Annotated in this window: 22 protein-coding genes; 16 read left to right on the plus strand and 6 right to left on the minus strand. The window is 64.3% G+C overall.

Features of this window, described 5'->3' with window-relative positions:
• The first annotated feature begins 28 nt into the window (after positions 1–28).
• From fusA to CUREI_RS01485, 3 genes are all read left to right on the plus strand, one after another.
• The gene (gene fusA, locus CUREI_RS01475) at positions 29–2,152 is read left to right on the plus strand and encodes an elongation factor G (RefSeq protein ID WP_038609601.1); all 2,124 of its coding nucleotides are present in this window, start codon (positions 29–31) and stop codon (positions 2,150–2,152) included.
• Positions 2,153–2,470: 318 nt separating this feature from the next.
• A complete protein-coding gene (gene tuf, locus CUREI_RS01480; RefSeq protein ID WP_038609604.1) occupies positions 2,471–3,661 on the plus strand; it encodes an elongation factor Tu in 1,191 nt (396 codons plus the stop codon).
• 88 nt (positions 3,662–3,749) lie between these two features.
• Positions 3,750–4,427, plus strand: coding sequence for a hypothetical protein (locus CUREI_RS01485; protein WP_038609607.1), 678 nt, complete (start codon positions 3,750–3,752; stop codon positions 4,425–4,427).
• Here the strand turns inward: CUREI_RS01485 and CUREI_RS01490 are convergent.
• Genes CUREI_RS01490 through CUREI_RS01515 form a run of 6 tightly spaced genes read right to left on the minus strand, consistent with a single transcriptional unit; the run spans position 4,424 to position 7,669 of the window.
• Entirely contained in the window at positions 4,424–4,984 is a 561-nt protein-coding gene (locus CUREI_RS01490; RefSeq protein ID WP_038609610.1) for an Asp23/Gls24 family envelope stress response protein, read from the minus strand. The genes CUREI_RS01485 and CUREI_RS01490 overlap by 4 nt on opposite strands.
• Positions 4,981–5,625, minus strand: coding sequence for a hypothetical protein (locus CUREI_RS01495; protein ID WP_051952121.1), 645 nt, complete (start codon positions 5,623–5,625; stop codon positions 4,981–4,983). The genes CUREI_RS01490 and CUREI_RS01495 overlap by 4 nt, the downstream gene beginning before the upstream one ends.
• Positions 5,609–6,589 carry an Asp23/Gls24 family envelope stress response protein gene (locus CUREI_RS11505; RefSeq protein ID WP_051952122.1) on the minus strand — a complete coding sequence of 327 codons (981 nt, stop codon included), beginning with the start codon at positions 6,587–6,589 and terminating at the stop codon, positions 5,609–5,611. Before CUREI_RS11505 ends, CUREI_RS01495 begins: the two co-directional genes overlap by 17 nt.
• Positions 6,589–6,789 (minus strand): hypothetical protein, encoded by a 201-nt coding sequence (locus tag CUREI_RS01505; protein ID WP_038609613.1) that lies wholly within the window; start codon positions 6,787–6,789, stop codon positions 6,589–6,591. The genes CUREI_RS11505 and CUREI_RS01505 overlap by 1 nt, the downstream gene beginning before the upstream one ends.
• Before the next feature lie 58 nt (positions 6,790–6,847).
• A complete protein-coding gene (locus tag CUREI_RS01510; RefSeq protein ID WP_038609617.1) occupies positions 6,848–7,150 on the minus strand; it encodes a hypothetical protein in 303 nt (100 codons plus the stop codon).
• Positions 7,151–7,153: 3 nt separating this feature from the next.
• Positions 7,154–7,669, minus strand: coding sequence for an Asp23/Gls24 family envelope stress response protein (locus CUREI_RS01515; protein ID WP_051952123.1), 516 nt, complete (start codon positions 7,667–7,669; stop codon positions 7,154–7,156).
• A 617-nt stretch (positions 7,670–8,286) separates the two neighbouring features.
• On the opposite strand from CUREI_RS01515, the gene rpsJ reads away from it, so the two are divergent.
• From rpsJ to glmS, 13 genes are all read left to right on the plus strand, one after another.
• Entirely contained in the window at positions 8,287–8,592 is a 306-nt protein-coding gene (gene rpsJ / locus CUREI_RS01520; protein WP_003848085.1) for a 30S ribosomal protein S10, read from the plus strand.
• 35 nt (positions 8,593–8,627) lie between these two features.
• On the plus strand, positions 8,628–9,284 hold the full coding sequence (gene rplC, locus CUREI_RS01525) for a 50S ribosomal protein L3 (protein ID WP_038609619.1): 657 nt from the start codon (positions 8,628–8,630) through the stop codon (positions 9,282–9,284).
• Positions 9,281–9,961, plus strand: coding sequence for a 50S ribosomal protein L4 (gene rplD, locus CUREI_RS01530; protein ID WP_038609622.1), 681 nt, complete (start codon positions 9,281–9,283; stop codon positions 9,959–9,961). Before rplC ends, rplD begins: the two co-directional genes overlap by 4 nt.
• Complete coding sequence (rplW, locus tag CUREI_RS01535) at positions 9,962–10,267, plus strand: 50S ribosomal protein L23 (RefSeq protein WP_038609625.1); 306 nt, start codon at positions 9,962–9,964, stop codon at positions 10,265–10,267. It abuts the gene before it with no gap.
• 42 nt (positions 10,268–10,309) lie between these two features.
• Positions 10,310–11,143, plus strand: coding sequence for a 50S ribosomal protein L2 (gene rplB / locus CUREI_RS01540; protein WP_038609627.1), 834 nt, complete (start codon positions 10,310–10,312; stop codon positions 11,141–11,143).
• A gap of 16 nt (positions 11,144–11,159) precedes the next feature.
• Positions 11,160–11,435, plus strand: a complete 276-nt coding sequence (rpsS, locus tag CUREI_RS01545) for a 30S ribosomal protein S19 (protein WP_038609629.1) — start codon at positions 11,160–11,162, stop codon at positions 11,433–11,435.
• Between the two features lie 3 nt (positions 11,436–11,438).
• Positions 11,439–11,798 carry a 50S ribosomal protein L22 gene (gene rplV / locus CUREI_RS01550; RefSeq protein WP_038609631.1) on the plus strand — a complete coding sequence of 120 codons (360 nt, stop codon included), beginning with the start codon at positions 11,439–11,441 and terminating at the stop codon, positions 11,796–11,798.
• Complete coding sequence (rpsC, locus tag CUREI_RS01555) at positions 11,798–12,547, plus strand: 30S ribosomal protein S3 (protein WP_038609634.1); 750 nt, start codon at positions 11,798–11,800, stop codon at positions 12,545–12,547. Before rplV ends, rpsC begins: the two co-directional genes overlap by 1 nt.
• Positions 12,548–12,550: 3 nt before the next feature.
• Positions 12,551–12,967: a 50S ribosomal protein L16 gene (gene rplP, locus CUREI_RS01560; RefSeq protein WP_038609637.1), complete on the plus strand. Its 417-nt coding sequence runs from the start codon at positions 12,551–12,553 to the stop codon at positions 12,965–12,967.
• Positions 12,967–13,206 (plus strand): 50S ribosomal protein L29, encoded by a 240-nt coding sequence (rpmC, locus tag CUREI_RS01565; protein WP_038609640.1) that lies wholly within the window; start codon positions 12,967–12,969, stop codon positions 13,204–13,206. Before rplP ends, rpmC begins: the two co-directional genes overlap by 1 nt.
• Positions 13,207–13,208: 2 nt before the next feature.
• Positions 13,209–13,493: a 30S ribosomal protein S17 gene (gene rpsQ, locus CUREI_RS01570; RefSeq protein ID WP_038609643.1), complete on the plus strand. Its 285-nt coding sequence runs from the start codon at positions 13,209–13,211 to the stop codon at positions 13,491–13,493.
• A 168-nt stretch (positions 13,494–13,661) separates the two neighbouring features.
• Positions 13,662–15,761, plus strand: a complete 2,100-nt coding sequence (locus tag CUREI_RS01575; protein WP_038609646.1) for a PhoX family protein — start codon at positions 13,662–13,664, stop codon at positions 15,759–15,761.
• 109 nt (positions 15,762–15,870) lie between these two features.
• A complete protein-coding gene (glmS, locus tag CUREI_RS01580; RefSeq protein ID WP_038609649.1) occupies positions 15,871–17,736 on the plus strand; it encodes a glutamine--fructose-6-phosphate transaminase (isomerizing) in 1,866 nt (621 codons plus the stop codon).
• The last annotated feature ends 146 nt before the right edge of the window (positions 17,737–17,882 follow it).

Here is a 17,882-nt window from a genome sequence, read left to right on the forward strand (position 1 = left end):
CGACGACACATAAGTTGGGGTAATCAACGTGGCACAAGAAGTGCTTAAGGACCTTGCAAAGGTCCGCAACATCGGCATCATGGCCCACATCGATGCTGGTAAGACCACCACGACCGAGCGCATCCTCTTCTACACGGGTATCAACCGCAAGGTCGGAGAGACCCACGACGGCGGTGCGACCACCGACTGGATGGAGCAGGAAAAGGAGCGCGGCATCACCATTACCTCCGCTGCCGTGACCTGCTTCTGGAACAACAACCAGATCAACATCATCGACACCCCGGGTCACGTGGACTTCACCGTTGAGGTGGAGCGCTCCCTGCGCGTGCTCGATGGCGCTGTTGCCGTGTTCGACGGCAAGGAGGGCGTCGAGCCGCAGTCCGAGCAGGTGTGGCGCCAGGCCGCCAAGTATGACGTTCCGCGCATCTGCTTCGTCAACAAGATGGACAAGCTGGGCGCTGACTTCTACTACACCGTCGGCACCATCGTCGACCGCCTCGGCGCAAAGCCGTTGGTTATGCAGCTGCCGATCGGCGCTGAGGACGACTTCGACGGCGTCGTCGACCTCATCGACATGAAGGCGCTCATGTGGCCGGGCAAGGTCGAGACCGGCACCCCGCCGCAGATCCAGGAGATCCCGGCGGATCTGCAGGAGAAGGCTGAGGAGTACCGCGAGAAGCTGCTCGAGGCCGTCGCCGAGTCTGACGAAGAACTCATGGAGAAGTACTTCGGCGGCGAGGAGCTGACGAAGGAAGAGATCAAGGCTGCCATCCGCAAGATGACGGTCAACTCCGAGATCTACCCCGTGTTCTGCGGTACCGCATACCGCAACAAGGGCGTCGAGCCGCTGCTGGACGCTGTCGTTGACTACCTGCCGAGCCCGCTGGACATCGGCGAGGTCCACGGTACCTCCGTTGACGGCGACGACGAGCTGACGCGTAAGCCGTCTGTGGACGAGCCGTTCTCCGCGCTGGCGTTCAAGATCGCCGTGCACCCGTTCTTCGGCAAGCTCACTTACGTGCGCGTGTACTCCGGCCAGGCCATCCCGGGCGAGCAGATGCTCAACTCCACGAAGTCCAAGAAGGAGCGCGTGGGCAAGCTCTTCCAGATGCACGCGAACAAGGAGAACCCGGTCGAGCACGCCGACGCCGGCAACATCTACGCGTTCATTGGCCTGAAGGAAACCACCACGGGTGACACGCTGTGCAACCCGGACCACCCGATCATCCTGGAGTCCATGGACTTCCCGGATCCGGTGATCCAGGTGGCTATCGAGCCGAAGACCAAGGCTGACCAGGAGAAGCTGGGTACCGCTATCCAGAAGCTCGCTGAGGAGGACCCGACCTTCACCGTCCAGCTCGACGATGAGACCGGCCAGACCGTCATCGGCGGCATGGGCGAGCTGCACCTCGACGTCCTGGTGGACCGCATGAAGCGCGAGTTCAAGGTCGAGGCGAACATTGGCTCTCCGCAGGTGGCATACCGTGAGACCATCCGCAAGAAGGTCGAGTCCCTGGACTACACCCACAAGAAGCAGACCGGTGGTTCCGGCCAGTTCGCAAAGGTCATCGTCACCATCGAGCCGTACAACCCGGATCCGGAGGAGCTCGAAGAGGGCCAGTCCGCGTCCTACGCCTTCGAGAACGCCGTCACCGGTGGCCGCGTGCCGAAGGAGTACATCCCGTCTGTGGACGCTGGTATCCAGGACGCGATGCAGTACGGCTTCCTTGCCGGCTACCCGCTGGTGAACATCAAGGCCACCCTCGAGGACGGCGCCTACCACGACGTCGACTCCTCGGAGATGGCGTTCAAGGTCGCCGGCTCCCAGGTGCTGAAGGAAGCTGTGGCCAAGGCAAAGCCGGTGCTGCTCGAGCCGGTCATGGCCGTCGAGGTCGTGACCCCGGAGGAGTACATGGGTACCGTCAACGGCGACATCAGCTCCCGCCGTGGCCAGGTGTACGCCATGGAGGACCGCTCCGGCGCAAAGGTTGTCCGTGCGAAGGTGCCGCTGTCCGAGATGTTCGGCTACATCGGCGACCTGCGTTCCTCGACCGCTGGCCGCGCGAACTTCACCATGGTGTTCGACTCCTACGCTGAGGTTCCGCAGAGCGTCGCGCAGGAGATCATCGACGAGCGCAACGGCAACAAGTAGCCGCCGCCCTCCCGCCTAGCGGAACGTGCCGCGTGCCAGCGGCACGGCCCGTGCTTGTGGCGGGAACCGGAGGGCAGCGGCCGCGCTGAGGAACCGCGAGTTGGACGCGGTGTCTGAGCCGGCCGTTACCCTCTAGGTCGATCCGGGGGAAACGGCGTGGCCGGTTTGAAAAACGGCCGCTGAATACCTAGGATCTTGTAACTGGCACATTGTGAAATGGCTCCCGTTTCCGTGCCCTGTGCGGGGCACAGGCCGGGGCGTATGTAAATCGACGTGGTTGCGAAGACCGTAGCCACCTGACGTCCAGGAGGACACACCTTGTCTAAGGAAAAGTTCGAGCGCACTAAGCCGCACGTGAACATCGGTACCATCGGTCACGTCGACCACGGCAAGACCACCACCACCGCTGCTATCACCAAGGTGCTGGCTGACGCGTACCCGGAGGAGAACAAGGCATTCGCCTTCGACGCCATCGATAAGGCTCCGGAGGAGCGCGAGCGCGGCATTACCATCAACATCTCCCACGTGGAGTACAACACCCCGAAGCGCCACTACGCTCACGTGGACGCCCCGGGCCACGCCGACTACATCAAGAACATGATCACCGGTGCTGCTCAGATGGACGGCGCGATCCTGGTGGTTGCTGCTACCGACGGCCCGATGCCGCAGACCCGCGAGCACGTGCTGCTGGCTCGCCAGGTTGGCGTTCCGTACATCCTCGTTGCGCTGAACAAGTGCGACATGGTCGACGACGAGGAGATCATCGAGCTCGTCGAGATGGAGGTCCGCGAGCTGCTGGCTGAGCAGGACTACGACGAGGACGCTCCGATCGTTCACATCTCCGCTCTGAAGGCTCTTGAGGGCGAGGAGAAGTGGGTTCAGTCTGTGCTGGACCTCATGCAGGCTTGCGACGATTCCATCCCGGATCCGGAGCGCGAGACCGACAAGCCGTTCCTGATGCCGATCGAGGACATCTTCACCATTTCCGGCCGCGGCACCGTGGTGACCGGTCGTGTGGAGCGCGGCGTGCTCAACCTCAACGACGAGGTCGAGATCATCGGTATCCGTGAGAAGTCCCAGAAGACCACCGTCACCTCCATCGAGATGTTCAACAAGCTTCTCGACACCGCTGAGGCCGGCGACAACGCCGCTCTGCTGCTCCGTGGTCTGAAGCGCGAGGACGTCGAGCGTGGCCAGGTCATCATCGCACCGGGCGCTTACACCCCGCACTCCAAGTTCGAGGGTTCCGTCTACGTCCTGTCCAAGGACGAGGGCGGCCGCCACACCCCGTTCTTCGACAACTACCGTCCGCAGTTCTACTTCCGCACCACCGACGTGACCGGTGTTGTGAAGCTGCCGGAGGGCACCGAGATGGTCATGCCGGGCGACAACGTCGAGATGACCGTCGAGCTGATCCAGCCGGTCGCCATGGACGAGGGCCTGCGCTTCGCTATCCGCGAGGGCTCCCGCACCGTCGGCGCTGGCCGCGTTACCAAGATCCTGGACTAATCCCGGACTTGCTGTAACAACCAGCTGACGTAAAAGCCGTCTTCCCCGTAGGGGAGGGCGGCTTTTCGCATGGGCTAGGCTCGTTGGCGTGCACGACCCGACCCGAATCCCCAGCATCGTCCGTGCCTTGGAGCGCACATGGGAAGGCCAGCCGGATCTCTCGCTCGGCCGGCTGATCGGCGTGCTGCAGAACCGCGGTCTGCGGTGGGGGACGACCGACGATGAAGCCGTCGCGCTGCTTGCCGCGATCGAGCGCGAGCACCCCTCGCTTATCGACGCCACCTCCGGCCCCCACACCATCACCACGGCAGCGCCGCCTCACTTAGTGACGATCGCCAACGGCTTCATCGTCGTCCGCAGCGGCGCTGACCCCGAACGCATGCCTGCCGTGTGGCGCTGGTCGGAGATGCGGAAGACGGGCCCGGGCCTGCCGTTGGTGGTCGCCGACGCGGATGGCGTAGAGCATCGCCTTGGTGTCGTGTCTCTGGTCACGCGATTGGGGGAACCGGAGGCGTCGATACGCAGGGAGCAGACGGAGGTGGGCGCGCGCCGGTGGCTCGTGCAGTTTGACGACGGCGCCCGGGCGGTGGTGGGGCAGGCGATCCGCATCTGGCGCGTGGACGGGCGGGAGGTGTCCACCGAGCGAGTCGCCTGGGCAGAGATTCTGCGGTGCGAACCGGGGGCGGACATGCAAATAGCCCCAGCGGGCGGCGGCGAGCCGGTTTCGCTGGGGCTGGTCGTGCGGGTGCTGTTGCTCGAGGGCTAGGCGGTCACGCGGTCGAGCTGGAGTTTCCAGACCGTGTCGATGTCCATGGTGTGGTTGGCCATGCGGAAGTCTTGGTCGGCGGCCTCGAGGACCCGCACAGCCTCCTCGAGCGGGTAGTCCGGGTTCGCAACAACGGTGAACGTCGCCGTCGGTCGCTTGCGCACCATCGCCACCTTGGATGTCGCACGGCGGATCTCGTCGGTGTGCTCCAGCGTCGTGCAGGCGGCTTCCGCGACACGCTGGACGTTGACCACGGTTTCACCGTGCTCGGGGTCCGCCGACACGATACCGCGGTTGGAAAATGCGCGGGACCGGATGTTTGCCAAGAGCACCCACAGGCCGAGGATCGCCGATACGACGGCTCCGACGATAAGCGCAGTGACGTAAGCGTTCCCGTCTGCTACATCGGTCAGGCGGGCCCGGTCGATGTACCCGGCGGCGTCGCTGAGGTAGGGGATGTCCCAGTACTCAGCAATTGGGATTAGACCTGCCGCGATAAGCGACAGTCCGAGCAGGAACACGATGAGGCGGTCGAAGAAACTCAGCGTTTTGGTCATCGGGACACCTCCTGCGTTGTCGGCACCGTCGTGCGCTGTGGCGGTTGATCGTTGGCGGGCTTGGGCAGCAGCTTCACCGAAACGGTGGGCGGTGCGTCCAACGCCCGGAACTCGGTGTTGAGCGAATGCGTGACACGCTCCTGCATTGCGGGACCTGAGCCGTCGTCGACGACCTCGGCCTTCACCTTCTTGCGAGTGGCCTTGGTGCGGACCTGCTCGCCTCCCAAGTCGTTGCGTGTGGTGTAGGTGGCCTTGCGCGCGATGTCGACTGGCCGCGTCCACATGGATACCGGCGAATTGACGCGGATGAACCCGTGCGGCCGCGGCTTGAAGGCGGAGAACACCAGCAGGAGTCCGAGGAGTGTGAGCGCGATGCCCGCGGTCGCAGCCGCGGCATCGGCGGTGAACGAGCCGAGGAAGTCCCACGTTTGTCCGAGCCACGAGTCGGCGATGCGCTCGTCGCCGTAGAAGTGGTACCAGAGGTCTCGCGCGGCGACGCCGGAGAGCCCAAGGAGCAGCAAGCTGGTCAGCACTGCGAGCCACCGGGCAGCCGGGTTGCCCCGCGGCTCGGCGCCGGGGTGCGGCCCGACGTTGGCGCCGTGGTCAGAAGTCGCTGGCTCGGTGTTAGCGGGTGCGGTCATAGTACTTCACCACCGGTTGGATTGTGATCTGCTTGAGCGGCTTCGGTGCCGGTGCCGTGGGCACTACCACCGGCTGCGGTGCGGGGGCCGAAGCGATCGGCGCACGGGCCACCCGTTCCACCACGATGGGCTTCAGCGGCTGGCGGCGTACGGTGATCTCTTTGAGCGGGGCGCGCCAAGGCAACGAGACAGCACGCGGTCGCCCAAGGCGCTCCACCACTACCGGCTTCAGTGGCTGGAGAGGCGGAAGCGTGGGGTGGCTCGGCACCGTATCGTTCACCTCGGGCGACCACGGGCGGATCGGCTCCGGCGGGAACGGCACACGCGCCTCGGTCGGGTAGGTGACAATGGCTGCAAGCCGCTGGGGCGCCGGCACTGTAGGTGGGTACGGGTGCACCGGCTCCGGGGTCTCTACGCCACTGGGGCGGACGGGATCCGGCCGCTGCGGGTGCGTGATTTCCACTGGTGCGGGAACGACGACCCCGCGCATGTCGTCCACCAGCGAGTGCACCTCAATATCGGCCAGTGGCTGCGCCGGTTGCGTCACCGGGTGCTCTACCTGGGTCGGGGAAACCTCGATGGGCGTGGCGATGACAAACGCCTCGTGCTGCGTAACCTCGTCCCACGTCACGCGCTCATTGGCGGGGAGAGACTCGACGTTGGCGACTGTGACGTTCACACGGGAGACATCGAGACCCACCAACGTCCGAATGTGCGCGATGATGGCGGCGCGAACCGCGTCGGTGATCGCGGCAACAGGCGCGGGGTACGATGCCGCAATTTCGGTGTCGACCGCGACGGTTCCAGCTGCCTGGTCAAGGCGGGCGTGGACACGCGGGAAACTGCGTCCGGCCAGCCCGGCCAGCTTGGCGTCGATAGTCCGGCAACCTGGCACCGCCGCAGCAGCCACCTCAGCGACACGCTCGATCGTGCGCTCACTGACGTGGTAGAAGGACGTATCCATTAGCTTCGGCCTCTGCCGGTGCCGTTACCCAACGCGGCGGAGAGATCAAGGCGGCCATCGAGCTGGGCACCGACAACCCCGCCGATGATGGTGAACAGCAGAAGCCAGAGCAATCCCGGCCATCCGCCGAAAGTGACAAAGAAGGCGAGGACGGCGCCGATGATGATGCCCGTCAGTGCCTTGTTGGAGAGAAGATTCATGTTAAAACCACGTTTTCGGTCTGTGAGGTTGGAGCGAGAAACAGGACCGCAGGGGTCGCTATTGCGCGTCGCCAGCGACAACGTCCACGAATTCGGCCTCGGACGCATCGAGCACCGCGGAGCGCACATCTTGGGCCACGTCCTGCACCCGCCGGCCCGAGGCGACATCGAAGGTGAAGTGGACCTCAAATCCGTTCCGACCCTCGCGTGAGATGGCTTTGACGCCCTCGATCCGGGTGCCTGGCAGGTATGTCGCGATCTCGCCGACACGGCCACCGTGCAAGGCGGCGACCCCGTCGACGTTGATGGCGGCATCGCGGACGCCCTCCGCTACCTCGCGGCTCACGGGGGTGTACGCCATGGCTTACTGGGTGATCGGCTGGTTCACAGCCTGGTAGTTGGCGTTGGTCTCGTCGTACTGCTCGGTGGCGCCTTCCTGCTCCGGCAGGTGCACGTCGTGCACGGTGACGTCCACGCGGTCCACGATGAGGCCGGTCATGCGGGTGATGGCGACGGTGACGTTCTCGCGGATTGCGTTCGCAAGCTCGTGGATCGCCACGCCGTACTCGGCGATGATGGCGACGGCGACGGAAGCGTGGCCGTCCTCCACCGCCACGTTCACACCCTGCTGCACGTTGGTGGAGGACGTCAGGGACTCGCGCACGGCACCCCACATGCGGGCCGCGCCGCCGCCCAGGTTGTTCACGCCGGAGACCTCCCGCGCGGCGATGCCGGCAATCTTGCCCACAACGTTGTCGTCGATGACGGTGGAGCCGTGGTCGGTCTCCAGGTTCTCGTTGCGCGGCCGCGCCGTCTCAGGCTCGACGGCGGTGGAAGTAGCGGACTGGGTGTTCGGGGTGGTGGCGTTGTTGTCGGCCATGATGGTCCTTTCAGAGGCGAATTGCATACCGGCCCGTCCGCGCCCGTCTGTGAAACGGAACACGCACGGTCTCACGTCCGAGGTTACACACATCCCTGCGGCGCAGCGGGGAGAGAGATAAAGGTGATATCAAGTTGTGACGGTCAAGCGTGCGGGGGGGTGGTGGGCGCCGAAGGTTCGTCGAGAAGCAGGCTTGTGCTCGGCGCTACCATGTGCTTTAATACTCGGGTTGCCTTGACATGGGCCGGAGCGCATCCGGCCGGTGGCCGGGCAAACATGACACCTTCCACTGGAAGAACCGGAGAAGGGCCATGGCAAATTCACAGCGGCAGTACGCAAGGGTCACGCACCCTTCCGAGTCTGACACCCGGGCGATCGCTTATCGACGAGCGCGCCCTGGCGGAAGCACTGAACGGCAGCATGCAATTTGCTCGGTCATCTTCCGGACGTGTCATGGCAGTCAGAAACGACACTGGCGTTGAGCCAAGGGCCCAGCCCGGACAACGTTATAGAGAAACTAGAAGCTACAAACCCCACCGCTTCGATTCGGCTCTCTTTTCCGTTCGATTGTGAACGGAGTGAACGATCGAACGTGGGGATGCGAGGAAGAGGTAAGCGTGGCGGGACAGAAGATCCGCATCAGGCTCAAGGCCTACGACCACGAGGCGATCGACGCATCCGCGAAGAAGATCGTCGAGACGGTCACCCGCACGGGTGCCCGCGTCGTCGGCCCGGTGCCGTTGCCCACCGAAAAGAACGTGTACGCCGTTATTCGTTCTCCCCACAAGTACAAGGATTCTCGCGAGCACTTCGAGATGCGCACGCACAAGCGCCTCATCGACATTCTCGACCCGACGCCCAAGACGGTGGACGCGCTCATGCGCATCGACCTGCCGGCCAGCGTCGACGTGAACATCCAGTAGAGCAATCCCCAACGTAAGTAGTGGAGAACTAACACATGTCTGACAACCCGATCAAGGGCATTCTGGGCAAGAAGCTCGGCATGACCCAGATCTTCGACGAGGACAACCGCGTGATTCCGGTTACCGTCGTCGAGGCTGGGCCGTGCGTTGTCACCCAGATCCGCACCCCTGAGACCGATGGCTACTCCGCCATCCAGATCGCTTACGGCGACACCGATCCCCGTAAGGCGAACAAGCCGCAGGCCGGCCACTTCAAGAAGGCCGGCGTGAACCCGCGCCGCTACGTGGCAGAGATCCGCATGGAGGACACCTCTGGCTACGAGCTGGGCCAGGAGTTCAACGCGACCATCTTCGAGGGCGACACCTATGTGGATGTCGCCGGCACCACAAAGGGCCACGGCTACGCCGGCGCCATGAAGCGCCACGGCTTCGCCGGCCAGGGTGCCGCACACGGTAACCAGGCGTCGCACCGCCGCGTCGGCTCCATCGGCGCCTGCGCGACCCCGGGCCGCGTGTTCAAGGGCACCCGCATGGCAGGTCGCATGGGCGGTAACCGCGTTACCACCCAGAACCTGAAGATCCAACGCATCGACGGCGACAACAACCTCATCCTGATCAAGGGCGCCATCCCGGGTGCCAAGGGTTCCGTTGTTACCGTCAAGACCGCAGTGAAGGGCGGTGCTCACGCATGACGAACCTGACGCTTGACGTCCACACCGCTGACGGGGCCACCAAGGGCTCCGTCGAGCTCCCGGCCGAGTACTTCGACCGCGAGGCGTCCGTGGCGCTGATGCACCAGGTTGTGAACGCACAGCTTGCTGCAGCACGCCAGGGCACCCACGCAACGAAGACCCGCGGCATGGTGTCTGGCGGCGGCAAGAAGCCGTTCCGCCAGAAGGGCACCGGCCGTGCCCGCCAGGGCTCCATCCGCGCACCGCACTACACCGGCGGTGGCACTGTGCACGGCCCGCAGCCGCGCTCCTACGCGCAGCGCACCCCGAAGAAGATGATCAAGGCTGCCCTCGCCGGCGCCCTGACCAACCGTGCACAGAACGAGCGCATCCACGTCGTGGAGGACCTGGTTCCGGGCCAGACCCCGTCGACCAAGTCTGCGCGCGCATTCATCGAGCGCCTCACGGACCGCAAGTCGGTTCTGCTGGTGATCGGCCGTGATGACCAGAACTCCCGCCTTTCCGCAAGGAACCTGCCGGGCGTCCATGTCATTGAGCCGACCCAGCTGAACGCGTACGACGTGCTGAACGCAGACGATGTCGTGTTCTCGGTTGAGGCGCTGCACACCTTCATCAACCGCGGCAATGTCGTGGCTGCAGCTGCCGGCGCAGCAGCGACGGCTGAGGAGGAGAAGTAAATGGCTAAGATCGCGAACCCGCGCGACATCATCATCGCGCCCGTGCTCTCCGAGAAGAGCTACGGCCTGATGGAGCAGAACACCTACACGTTCTTTGTGGATCCGTCGGCCAACAAGACCCAGATCAAGATTGCCGTGGAAGAGATCTTCGGCGTCGACGTCGCTTCGGTGAACACCGCTAACCGCGAGGGCAAGCGCAAGCGCTCCCGCACCGGCTACGGCCAGCGCAAGAACACCAAGCGCGCCTACGTCACTCTCCGCGAGGGCAGCGACTCCATCGACATCTTCGGGGGTGCGACGGCCTAACGGCTATCGCACAGCGAAGAGGACGATAGAAAAGGAACAACTATGGCTATTCGTAAGTACAAGCCGACAACTCCGGGTCGCCGTGCCAGCTCCGTTTCCGCGTTCGACGAGATCACTCGTTCGACCCCGGAGAAGACGCTGCTGCGCCCGCTCCCGAAGAAGGGCGGCCGTAACTCTCACGGCCACATCACTACCCGTCACCGCGGCGGCGGCCACAAGCGCCGTTACCGCGTCATTGACTTCCGCCGCTCCGACAAGGACGGCGTGCTGGCTAAGGTCGCTCACATCGAGTACGACCCGAACCGCACCGCGAACATCGCGCTCCTGCACTACTTCGACGGCGAAAAGCGTTACATCATCGCGCCGAAGGGGCTGAAGCAGGGCACCATCGTCGAGGCTGGCGCGAACGCCGACATCAAGGTGGGCAACAACCTGCCGCTGCGCAACATCCCGACCGGTACGACCATCCACGCTGTGGAGCTCAAGCCGGGCGCTGGCGCAAAGCTGGCTCGCTCTGCCGGTACGTCCATCCAGCTGCTGGGTAAGGAGGGCAACTACGCCGTGCTGCGTATGCCGTCTTCCGAAATCCGTCGCGTGGACATCCGTTGCCGGGCAACCGTCGGCGAGGTCGGCAACGCCGACCAGATCAACATCCGCTGGGGTAAGGCCGGCCGCATGCGCTGGAAGGGCTGGCGCCCGACCGTGCGTGGTGTGGTTATGAACCCGGTCGATCACCCGCACGGTGGTGGTGAAGGCAAGACCTCGGGTGGCCGCCACCCGGTGTCGCCGTGGGGCCAGAAGGAAGGCCGCACCCGCAACCCGAACCGTTATTCCAACAACATGATCGTGCGGCGCCGCCGCTCGAAGAAGCGCTAAGAGGAGGTAAACAGACATGCCACGCAGCCTGAAGAAAGGCCCGTTCGTCGACGAGCACCTCCTCAACAAGGTGGACGCTCAGAACGAGGCTGGCACCAAGCAGGTCATCAAGACCTGGTCGCGCCGTTCGACCATTCTCCCCGATTTCATCGGCCACACCTTCGCCGTCCACGACGGCCGTAAGCACGTGCCGGTGTTCATCGATGAGTCCATGGTCGGCCACAAGCTCGGCGAGTTTGCACCGACCAAGACCTTCAAGGGTCACGTCAAAGAACAGAAGGGACGTCGATAAGCAATGGCTGACACCATCACCACTGCATCTGCGACGGCCAAGTTTGTCCGCGTCTCGCCGATGAAGGCCCGCCGCGTGCTGGCTCTCGTCCGTGGCAAGGACGTTGCCGAGGCCCTCGCGACCCTGAAGTACGCACCGCAGGGCGCAGCCAAGGACGTTGCGAAGGTCATCGCCTCCGCAGCAGCGAACGCTGAGAACAACTTCGGCCTGGACCCGCGCACGCTCGTCATCTCCGAGTGCTACGCCAACGAGGGCCCGACCATGCGCCGCTACCAGCCGCGCGCCCAGGGCCGCGCATTCCAGATCCGGAAGCGCACCTCCCACATCACCGTTGTTGTCGAGTCCAAGGAAGGGGCCAAGTAATGGGCCAGAAGATTCACCCGCACGGCCTGCGCCTGGGTATCACTTCCGACTGGAAGTCCCACTGGTACGCCGACAAGAACTACGCCGATTACGTCGCCGAGGACATCCGGATCCGCGAGTGGCTCGAGAAGAACCTTGAGCGCGCCGGCGTCTCCGACATCGTCATCGAGCGCACCCGCGACCGCGTTCGTGTGGACATCCACACCGCGCGCCCGGGCATCGTCATCGGCCGCCGCGGCGCCGAGGCCGACCGCATCCGCCGTGAGCTGGAGAAGCTCACCGGCAAGATGGTCGCGCTGAACATCATCGAGGTCAAGAACATCGATGCCGACGCAACCCTGGTTGCGCAGTCCATCGCCGAGCAGCTGGTCAACCGTGTCGCGTTCCGTCGCGCCATGCGTAAGGCCATCCAGTCCGCGATGCGCAACCCCCAGGTCAAGGGCATCAAGGTTATGACGTCCGGCCGCCTCGGCGGCGCGGAAATGTCCCGTGTCGAGCGCTACCACGAGGGTCGTGTCCCGCTGCACACCCTGCGCGCTGAGATCGACTACGGCACGGCAGAAGCACACACCACCTTCGGCGTCATTGGCGTCAAGGTGTGGATCTACAAGGGCGACGTCGTGGGCGGTGTCCGCGAGTCCGAGCTGAACGCTCCGAAGAACGAGCGCGGTGGCCGTGGCGACCGTGACCGTCGTCCGCGCCGCGGCGGCCAGCGCCGTCAGCGTGCAGAGCAGAAGAAGGAGGGCTAATACATGCTCATCCCTAAGCGCGTGAAGTACCGCCGCCAGCACCGTCCGAACCGCACGGGCGTGTCCAAGGGTGGCAACACCATCACCTTCGGCGACTACGGCCTGCAGGCGCTCGAGCCGGCTTACATCACCAACCGCCAGATCGAGTCCGCTCGTATCGCCATCAACCGCCACGTCAAGCGCGGCGGCAAGGTGTGGATCAACATCTTCCCGGACCGTCCGCTGACCCAGAAGCCGCTCGGCGTGCGTATGGGTTCCGGTAAGGGCCCGGTGGAGAAGTGGGTGGCCAACGTCAAGCCTGGCCGCATCCTGTTCGAAATGTCCTACCCGAGCGAAGACGTTGCACTCGAGGCGCTGCGCCGCGCTGGCGCGAAGCTGCCCTGCAAGGTCCGCGTGATCAAGAAGGAGGACCAGTTCTAATGGCAACCGGTACCCCTGCATCTGAGTTCCGCGAGCTCGGCGACGACGAGCTGCGCACCCGCCTGTCCGACGCGAAGGAAGAGCTGTTCAACCTGCGCTTCCAGCTCGCGACCGGCCAGCTCACCAACAACCGCCGCATCTCCACCGTGAAGCGCGACATCGCGCGCATCTACACGGTGCTGCGCGAGCGCGAGCTTGGCCTGTCCGTCGTCCCGGAGTCCACGGGAGCTGAGGCATAACCATGAGTGAGGCAAACGTGACTGAGAACACCAAGGTCAAGGCAGTGCAGAAGCGTCGTCGTGGCTACGTCGTGTCCGATAAGATGGACAAGACGATCGTCGTTGAGGTCGAGGACCGCAAGTCCCACGCCCTCTACGGCAAGATCGTGCGTACCACCACCCGCGTGAAGGCACACGACGAGGACAACACCGCCGGTATTGGCGACCTCGTCCTGATCGAGGAGACCCGTCCGCTGTCCAAGGACAAGCACTTCCGTCTCGTCGACATCCTTGAGAAGGCACGCTAAAAGCGCTTAGCTTCTCGACGACGTACCCGTCCAACCTGTGTTGGGCGGGTACTTTCGCGTTCTGGGCAGTGAAATTTGACAACTGTTCACCTGGATGTGGCCGTTTATTCACTGGCGGGCCCTACATTGGCTGGAGCAATTTTTGTATACGTTTCCTGGGGAGTTTCCATGCCTCTGAAGGGTGTCAACCTTCTGTTCCAGTCCAAGCGATCCGGCCTGACCTGCACCTACAAGTGCGGCAACGCCTGCGCGGGCGAGTGCACCAACGAGTCCAACAACCCGTACTTTGGCGACATCATGTCCCGCCGCGGTGTGCTGAAGGCTTTCGGTGCCGGCACCGTCACCCTCGGCGGCAGCGCTTTCCTGGCAGCGTGCGGTGTGGACGACAACGCCGCACAGACCGAGACCGCGACGGCGACCTCCACCAGCTCCGTCACCGAAGCCGCTACGGCGAAGATCACCCCGGCAAAGGGCATGCGCTTCGAGAGCGTGCAACCGAACGAGAAGGACGAAGTTGTCGTCCCCGCGGGCTACGAAACCTCCGTGCTGATCGCCTGGGGCGACCCGGTCTACGAGGACGCGCCGGAGTTCGACCCGAACAACCAGACCGCTGCGGCTGCCGCGCGCCAGTTCGGCTTCAACAACGACTTCGCGGGCCTCATGGAGCACCCGACGGATCAGAACCGCATGGTGTACGTGTGCTCCCACGAGTACTCCACCGAGCCGCAGATGCTGCCGAACTACGACCCGGAGAACCCGACGGACGAGGAGATCAACATTGGCATCATGAGCCACGGCCACACGATCCTCGAGGTGTCCCGCGATGAGAACACCGGCGAGCTCACACGCGAGTTCGGGCCGCTGAACCGCCGTATCACCGGTGAGACCGAGTTCAAGATTGTGGGCCCTGCGGCAGGTCACGACCTGCTGAAGACCTCCGCTGACCCGACCGGTACCACGGTGCTCGGCACCTTCAACAACTGCTCGGGCGGTGTGACCCCGTGGGGCACCTTCCTTTCTGGCGAGGAGAACATCGACCAGTACTGGGCAAACGCCGCCGCGGTTACCGGCGAGCGCCCGGCTGCAGATGTCAAGCGGTTCGGCGTTTCGGAGGAGGCTTCCGAGCGCAAGTGGGAGCGCTTGCACGACCGCTTCGACCTGGCGAAAGAACCGAACGAGTTCAACCGCTTCGGCTACCTGGTTGAGATTAACCCGTATGACCCGGACTCTATCCCGGTCAAGCACACGGCCCTGGGCCGCTTCAAGCACGAGGCGGGCAACGTGCACGTCACCGAGGACGGCACCGTGGTGTGCTACTCCGGCGACGATTCCCGTTTCGAGTACATCTATAAGTTCGTCTCGTCCAAGAAGGTCAAGGAGGGCGACATCGAGCACAACATGACAATCCTGGACGAGGGCACCCTGTACGTTGCCAACCTAGAGGGCAACTCCCCGGAGGGTGAGATCACCGGCGACGGCGATCTGCCGCAAGACGGCGATTTCGACGGCACGGGCACCTGGATCCCGCTGCTGACCGCGCACGCTGACGGCACCGCCGAGTCCCACGTTGACGGCTTCACAGGCGAGGAGGTCGCCATCTACACCCGCCTGGCGGCGGACGAGGCCGGCGCCACCAAGATGGACCGTCCGGAGGACTTCCAGGTCAACCCGGTCAACGGGAAGCTCTACGTGGCACTGACCAACAACAAGTACCGTGGCGCCACCGGCGAAAACGCCGACAAGAGCCAGGAGGACGTCACCGAGTACGCACCGATCCGCGAGAATAAGAACGGCCTGGTCATGGAGATCGAGGACGACTACGCGGGCACCGACTTCACCTGGAACCTCCTGCTCGTCTGCGGCGACCCGAAAGCGGCGTCGTCGTACTTCAGTGGCTTCCCTGCGGACCAGGTTTCCCCGATCTCGTGCCCGGACAATCTCGCATTCGACTCCCACGGCAACCTGTGGATCTCCACCGACGGCAACGCGCTGGGCTCCAACGACGGCCTCTACGCCGTCGGCCTGGAAGGGGAGAACCGCGGCCAGGTGCTGTGCTTCCTCACTGTGCCGGTTGCGGCGGAGACCTGTGGCCCGATCGTGACGGACGACCTTGTCATGGTCAACGTCCAACACCCGGGTGAGGCCGACGATGCAACCTTTGAGAACCCGGGTTCGCACTGGCCGGACGGCGGCAACTCCCTGCCGCGGCCGGCGGTGGCGCAGGTCTTCCGAACCGACGGGCAGAAGATCGGCATGGAGACTGTGTAACCCCCAACCGGCCATTCCACGCCCCGCTTCCATCCCGCGACCGGGTTGCAGGCGGGGCGTCGTCTTCTTCACTTTTCGCAGTAAGAGGGGCGAAGGTAGGATTCCCCCCATGTGTGGAATCGTTGGATACGTGAGCGCCGGAGCCGCCGAGCGCGACGCTGAGAATGTGATCATCGAGGGTCTGCGCCGCCTCGAGTACCGCGGCTACGACTCGGCTGGCGTGGCCGTAGCTAACAACGGCGTGATCGAGTGCCGGAAGAAGGCAGGCAAGGTCGCCGACCTGGAGGCGCTCATCGCGGACAACCCCATTCCGTCGTCCAACCTCGGCATCGGCCACACTCGTTGGGCCACGCACGGCGGGCCGACCGACGTCAACGCCCACCCGCACGTCGTCGGCGGCGGCCGGCTCGCGGTGGTCCACAACGGGATCATCGAGAACTTTGCGGGTTTGAAGGCGGAGCTCGTCGATAAGGGCTACACCTTCGCCTCCGAGACCGACACTGAGGTCGCAGGCATGCTGCTGCTCGACATCTACGACAAGGAAGCTGAGGGCGACCTCACCCGCGCGATGCAGCTGACAGCGCAGCGCCTGGAGGGCGCGTTTACGCTGCTGGCCATCCACGCGGACCACCCGGACCGCATTGTCGCCGCGCGCTGGAACTCCCCGCTGGTCATCGGCGTGGGCGAAGGCGAGAACTTCCTTGGCTCCGACGTCGCCGGATTTATCGAATTTACCCGCGACGCAGTGGAGATGGACAACGGCCAGATTGTCACCCTCACCGCCGACGGCTACGAGGTCTGCGATTTCGAGGGCAACCCGGCGCAGGGCAAGCCGTTCACGGTGGAGTGGGACGTCACCGCCGCTGAGAAGGGCGGCTACAACTCCTTCATGGAAAAAGAGATCCACGACCAGCCGGCCGCGGTGCGCGACACCCTCTACGGCCGCTTCGACGAGGAGGGCAAGCTCACACTGGACGAGCTGCGTATCGACGAATCGCTGCTTCGCTCCATCAACAAAATCATCATCGTCGCCTGCGGAACGGCGTCCTACGCAGGTCAGGTTGCCCGCTACGCCATCGAGCACTGGTGCCGGATCCCGACCGAGGTCGAGCTCGCGCACGAGTTCCGCTACCGCGACCCGATTGTCAACGAGCACACTCTCGTCGTGGCCGTATCCCAGTCCGGCGAGACCATGGACACGCTCATGGCCGTGCGCCACGCCCGGGAGCAGGGCGCAAAGGTGATCGCCATCTGCAACACCGTCGGATCGTCCATCCCGCGCGAGGCCGACGCGTCGCTGTACACGTACGCGGGCCCCGAGATCGCGGTGGCGTCGACCAAGGCGTTTATCTCCCAGATCGTGGCCGCCTACTTGCTCGCCCTGTACTTGGCGCAGGTGCGCGGCAACAAGTACGCCGACGAGATCCGCCAGATCGTGGACGAGCTGCAGCAGATGCCGGACAAAATCCAGCGCGTGCTGGACAACGAGGGACAGGTCAAGCAGCTCGGCCAGGAGATGGCGGACGCGAAGTCCGTGCTGTTCCTTGGCCGCCACGTGGGCTTCCCGGTCGCGCTCGAGGGCGCGCTGAAGCTCAAGGAAGTGGCGTACCTGCACTCCGAGGGCTTCGCCGCCGGCGAGCTGAAGCACGGCCCGATCGCGCTGGTGGAGGAAGGCCAGCCGGTGTTCATCATCGTGCCGTCCAAGCGCTCGCGGAACAACCTGCACGCGAAGGTCGTTTCCAACATCCAGGAAGTCCGCGCTCGTGGCGCTGTGACTATCGTGATCGCAGAAGAAGGCGACACGGATGTGGAGGCGTACGCGGACCACATCATTCGCATCCCGGAGTCCGCGGGGCTGATGCAACCGCTGTTGTCCACCATCCCGCTGCAGATCTTCGCCTGCGCGGTTGCGGAAGCCCGCGGGCTGAACGTTGACCAGCCGCGCAACCTGGCCAAGTCCGTCACGGTGGAGTAGTGCCCCGGGGCTGGTAGTGCTGGCGAGCCCGTGATCTGCTAGTTGCCTGCGGGGCGGCACTAGCAGATCACATGTCTAGGTTTCTGTTTTCGCAGGTGATATCGACACCCATTGTCGGTAACTGCGCCATCTGCTAGTTGCGCGCG

Origin of the sequence: Corynebacterium ureicelerivorans, from assembly GCF_000747315.1 — a bacterium.
GTDB lineage: Bacteria > Actinomycetota > Actinomycetes > Mycobacteriales > Mycobacteriaceae > Corynebacterium > Corynebacterium mucifaciens.

What these genes read in the sequence shown, in the direction of transcription:
- rplP (WP_038609637.1), top strand. Translation starts at nt 12,551, where the DNA reads ATGCTCATCCCTAAGCGCGTGAAGTACCGCCGCCAGCACCGTCCGAAC.
- CUREI_RS01490 (WP_038609610.1), bottom strand. Translation starts at nt 4,984, where the DNA reads ATGACCAAAACGCTGAGTTTCTTCGACCGCCTCATCGTGTTCCTGCTC.
- CUREI_RS01505 (WP_038609613.1), bottom strand. Translation starts at nt 6,789, where the DNA reads ATGAATCTTCTCTCCAACAAGGCACTGACGGGCATCATCATCGGCGCC.
- rplW (WP_038609625.1), top strand. Translation starts at nt 9,962, where the DNA reads ATGGCTAAGATCGCGAACCCGCGCGACATCATCATCGCGCCCGTGCTC.
- CUREI_RS01495 (WP_051952121.1), bottom strand. Translation starts at nt 5,625, where the DNA reads ATGACCGCACCCGCTAACACCGAGCCAGCGACTTCTGACCACGGCGCC.
- CUREI_RS01575 (WP_038609646.1), top strand. Translation starts at nt 13,662, where the DNA reads ATGCCTCTGAAGGGTGTCAACCTTCTGTTCCAGTCCAAGCGATCCGGC.
- rplV (WP_038609631.1), top strand. Translation starts at nt 11,439, where the DNA reads ATGGCTGACACCATCACCACTGCATCTGCGACGGCCAAGTTTGTCCGC.
- CUREI_RS11505 (WP_051952122.1), bottom strand. Translation starts at nt 6,589, where the DNA reads ATGGATACGTCCTTCTACCACGTCAGTGAGCGCACGATCGAGCGTGTC.
- glmS (WP_038609649.1), top strand. Translation starts at nt 15,871, where the DNA reads ATGTGTGGAATCGTTGGATACGTGAGCGCCGGAGCCGCCGAGCGCGAC.
- rpmC (WP_038609640.1), top strand. Translation starts at nt 12,967, where the DNA reads ATGGCAACCGGTACCCCTGCATCTGAGTTCCGCGAGCTCGGCGACGAC.
- rpsC (WP_038609634.1), top strand. Translation starts at nt 11,798, where the DNA reads ATGGGCCAGAAGATTCACCCGCACGGCCTGCGCCTGGGTATCACTTCC.
- rpsS (WP_038609629.1), top strand. Translation starts at nt 11,160, where the DNA reads ATGCCACGCAGCCTGAAGAAAGGCCCGTTCGTCGACGAGCACCTCCTC.
- CUREI_RS01515 (WP_051952123.1), bottom strand. Translation starts at nt 7,669, where the DNA reads ATGGCCGACAACAACGCCACCACCCCGAACACCCAGTCCGCTACTTCC.
- rplB (WP_038609627.1), top strand. Translation starts at nt 10,310, where the DNA reads ATGGCTATTCGTAAGTACAAGCCGACAACTCCGGGTCGCCGTGCCAGC.
- rplD (WP_038609622.1), top strand. Translation starts at nt 9,281, where the DNA reads ATGACGAACCTGACGCTTGACGTCCACACCGCTGACGGGGCCACCAAG.
- rpsQ (WP_038609643.1), top strand. Translation starts at nt 13,209, where the DNA reads ATGAGTGAGGCAAACGTGACTGAGAACACCAAGGTCAAGGCAGTGCAG.
- CUREI_RS01510 (WP_038609617.1), bottom strand. Translation starts at nt 7,150, where the DNA reads ATGGCGTACACCCCCGTGAGCCGCGAGGTAGCGGAGGGCGTCCGCGAT.
- rplC (WP_038609619.1), top strand. Translation starts at nt 8,628, where the DNA reads ATGTCTGACAACCCGATCAAGGGCATTCTGGGCAAGAAGCTCGGCATG.